Raw genomic sequence first — 4,008 nt, 5'->3', positions numbered from 1 at the left:
GCGTCCGCGATAGGCAGCGTCTCGCGCTCGCCGGTCTTGCGGTTCTTGATCTCGATCTCGCCGGCGGCGACACCGCGCGGTCCGACGATCACTTGCCAGGGAAGGCCTATCAGGTCGGCGGTGGCGAACTTGCCGCCGGGCCGCTGGTCGGTGTCGTCGTAGAGCACGTCCTTGCCGGCGGCGACGAAAGCGGCATGCAGTTCGTCGCAGACGCCGTCGCACTCGGCGTCGCCCGCCTTCATGTTGATCAGTCCGATGTCGAACGGCGCCACCGCCTCCGGCCAGATGATGCCGTTATCGTCATGGCTGGCTTCGATGATCGCCGCGACCAGCCGCGACGGACCGATGCCGTAGGAGCCGCCGGAGACGAAATGATCCTTGCCGTCGGGTCCGGTCACCTTGGCGCCCATGGGCTTGGAATATTTGTCACCGAAATGGAAGATGTGGCCGACCTCGATGCCGCGCGCCGAAACCTTGTCGCTCTCGCCGATCTTCTCCCACGCCGCCTCGTCATGCATCTCGTCGGTGGCGGCGTAGGGCGTCGTCCATGTCTTGACGATGTCGGCGATCTCGGCGTCGTTGGCAAAATCGGTGTTGGCGCCGGGCACATCGAGCGCAAGATAGTCGCGGTGGCAGTAGACCTGGCTCTCGCCGGTGTCGGCCAGGATGATGAATTCATGGCTGAGATCGCCGCCGATCGGCCCGGTGTCGGCCCGCATCGGTATTGCCTGCAGCCCCATGCGCGTAAAAGTCCGGAGATAGGACACGAACATCCTGTTGTAGGCCGCCTTGGCGCCTTCGAAGTCGAGATCGAAGGAATAGGCGTCCTTCATCAGGAACTCGCGCGACCGCATGACGCCGAAGCGCGGCCGCACTTCGTCGCGGAACTTCCACTGGATGTGGTAGAGATTGAGCGGCAGGTCCTTGTAGGACTTCACATAGGCGCGGACGATCTCGGTGACCACTTCCTCATTGGTGGGGCCGTAGAGCATGTCGCGGTCCTGCCGGTCCTTGATGCGCAGCATCTCCTTGCCGTAGTCGTCATAGCGGCCGCTTTCGCGCCACAGATCGGCCGACTGGATGGTCGGCATCAGGATTTCCAGCGCACCGGCGCGATCCTGCTCCTCGCGGATGATGCGGCAGACCTTGTCCAGCACCCGCTTGCCGAGCGGCAGCCACGAGAAACTGCCCTGCCCCTGCTGGCGGATCATGCCGGCGCGCAGCATCAGCCGGTGCGAGACGATCTCGGCCTCGCGCGGATTTTCTTTGAGGATCGGCAGGAAATAGCGCGACAAACGCATGGGCAGGTCCGTGAGTGAGGAGGGCCGCGTCAGAATCGGCGCGACTTTGGCTTGCTTGACCCGGCTTCATAGCCATTTCAAGGCGGAATGGGAACCCGGACGCTTCGGCCCGAAAAGCGGAATCGATTTCCAAAAAACATGGGTAGCCGGGATCAGAAGCGTCGCACCGCCGTTCGCCCGTCCAGAAGACCCACGGCGCTGCAAGGCCTCCCGGTCACTGTGCGCGTCTTGGTGATCGTTCGCCAAGCAACGCCTGCCACACTATTGTGCAGTGCAGCACGAGAATGCCCGTTTCAAGGCAAAATTCTTCGTGACATTTTCATTCGCCTTAGGCTAATGTACCTCGATAACCGAGAGGGCAGAAAAAAATCTGCTCTCCTACGCGGTCAAAGTCTTGGGAGGATGCGATCTAGGCGCGGTTACTCGCTGCCGCCGGAAACCGGAAACAGATCGGACGCGTTTAAATTGCAAGGCCTCGTGCCTTGCATTTTTTTTGTGCAATCATCTGCTTAGCGCAACGCGTTGCCAAACCACCTTACCCAGCGTCAGCGCTCGTCAGGCCGCAAAACGGCACGACATTCCCGCCGAAACCCGCCCGGTTCCGACATATGAAAACGCCGTCGCTGGACAGTCTATTTAGCCGGCGTCTGGCTGAATTCCGGCACGATGTGCGGGATGTCGTTGAGGCTGTATCCCAGCCCATGCGTCAAGCCATAGAAAATGCCCATCAGGATCGCGGTGGCGATGGTGGTGCGGATCACGGCGCGCAGCATGTGAGGCCCACGCGGCGCGCTCGGAACCGTGCCGAGCGTCACGTCGTGATCGTCGTCCTGCGTCCTCACGCTGAACGGCAGCACGGCAAACAGCACCACCCACCAGGTCGCGAAAAACAGGGCTGTGAACGAAACCCAGCTCATGATTGCTCCAGTTCGATCAGCGTGCCGAAGAAATCCTTCGGATGCAGGAACAGCACCGGCTTGCCGTGCGCGCCGATCCTCGGGTTGCCGTCGCCCAGCACGCGGGCGCCGGCGGCCTTGAGCTGATCGCGCGCGGCCAGGATGTCGTCGACCTCATAGCAAAGGTGATGCATGCCGCCGGAGGGGTTCTTCTCCAGGAAGGCGGCGATCGGCGATCCCTCGCCCAAAGGCTCCAGAAGTTCGACCTTGGTGTTGCCGACATTGACGAACACCACCGTCACCCCGTGCTCCGGCAGTGCCTGCGGCGCCGTAACCTCCGCGCCGAGCGTGTTGCGGTAGGCCGCTACGGCAGCAGCCAGATCCGGCACGGCAAGCGCGACATGGTTCAGACGTCCGAGCATAGGTTTTCCCCAGGGCAGTAAGGCAATAGGGCAGTATGGCAATAGGGGAAAAGCTGACCTGCCTCGTATCGAAATCCCTACTGCCCTACTCCCTTACTGCCCCACTCCCCTCAGCGAGTGACGAACACCGTCACCAACGGCTTCTTGCCCCAGGCTTCGTTGGCGGCGCCGCGCACGGCGCGCCGCACTGCTTCCTGCACCAGGTCGAGGTCTTTTCGGCGCTGACGGGGGATCGAGTCCACCGCGCCGATTGCCGCATCGATCATCAGATCTTCCAGCGACTCGCCACGGCCATCGGCCTCGGCGACTCCGATGGCGACCAAATCGGGGTCGCCGGCAAGCTCATATTTGTCGTCCAACACGACATTGACCGCCACGTGGCCGGCAAAGGACAATTTGCGCCGGTCGCGGATGCCCATCGCCTGATCGGTGCCGATCAGTCTGCCATCCTTGTAGATACGGCCGAACGGCACCTGATCCATGATGGTGGCTGGGCCGGGAGCAAGCCTGAGCATGTCGCCGTCGCGCACCTGCGCCACCTGGCCGATGCCCGATGTCGACATCAGCGAGCCCTGCGCCACCAGATGTGCCGCCTCGCCATGCACGGGAACGCCGATCTGCGGGCGCACCCATTCATACATCTTGCGCAATTCGCTGCGCCGCGGATGGCCGGAGACATGCACCAGCGCATCGCCGTCCTCGATGATCTTGACGCCGAGGTCGATGAGACGGTTCTTGATCTCGAGGATCGCCTTCTCGTTGCCGGGAATCGTACGCGAGGAAAACACCACCGTGTCGCCTGCCGTCAGCGACACCGACTTCATCTCTTCGCGCGACAGCTTGGCCAGTGCGGCCAGCGGCTCGCCCTGGCTGCCGGTGCAGATGATGACCAGGTTTTCGCGCGGGATGAAACCAAAATCCTCCTCGGCGATGAACTCCGGCAGACCGTCCATGTAGCCAAGTTCGCCGGCCACATCGATGACCCGCTTCAGCGAACGGCCAAGCACCAGGCACTGGCGTCCGGCATCGCGGGCCGCTTTGGCGATCGAGACGATGCGTCCGACATTGGAGGAGAACGTAGTGACGGCGACGCGGCCCTTGGCAGCCTGGATGACGCCCTTGAGGCCCTCGCCCACAGCCACTTCCGAAGGCGACTCGCCTTCGCGCAGCGCATTGGTCGAATCGCAGATCAGCGCCAGAACGCCCTTGTCGCCATAGGCGCGGAAACGCGCCTCGTCGGTCTTCGGCCCGATCGTCGGCTCCGGATCGATCTTCCAGTCACCGGTATGGATGACGGTGCCTGCCGGCGAGGTGATCGCCAGCGACATCGGCTCGGGAATCGAGTGCGCGACCGGAATGGCTTCGATCTCGAAGGGGCCGACGGTGAAT

Annotated in this window: 4 protein-coding genes; all 4 read right to left on the bottom strand. The window is 62.8% G+C overall.

The features are described from left to right. The coding region (proS, locus tag EN991_RS26245) for a proline--tRNA ligase (protein WP_127369857.1) at nucleotides 1-1,301 on the bottom strand (1,301 nt) is incomplete at its 3' end. Between the two features lie 632 nt (nucleotides 1,302-1,933). Next, nucleotides 1,934-2,218, bottom strand: coding sequence for a DUF1467 family protein (locus tag EN991_RS26240; RefSeq protein WP_013531106.1), 285 nt, complete (start codon nucleotides 2,216-2,218; stop codon nucleotides 1,934-1,936). Further along, nucleotides 2,215-2,619 carry a methylmalonyl-CoA epimerase gene (gene mce, locus EN991_RS26235; RefSeq protein ID WP_013531105.1) on the bottom strand — a complete coding sequence of 135 codons (405 nt, stop codon included), beginning with the start codon at nucleotides 2,617-2,619 and terminating at the stop codon, nucleotides 2,215-2,217. The genes EN991_RS26240 and mce overlap by 4 nt, the downstream gene beginning before the upstream one ends. A gap of 110 nt (nucleotides 2,620-2,729) precedes the next feature. Next, nucleotides 2,730-4,008: ribonuclease J (locus EN991_RS26230; protein ID WP_164769374.1), on the bottom strand; the 1,279-nt coding region annotated here is incomplete at its 5' end.

The sequence above is a fragment of the Mesorhizobium sp. M7A.F.Ca.US.005.03.2.1 genome, assembly GCF_003997795.1.
Lineage (GTDB): Bacteria > Pseudomonadota > Alphaproteobacteria > Rhizobiales > Rhizobiaceae > Mesorhizobium > Mesorhizobium ciceri.
Note: the sequence above shows the minus strand (reverse complement) of the source record. Positions and strands in the feature narration are given on the sequence as shown.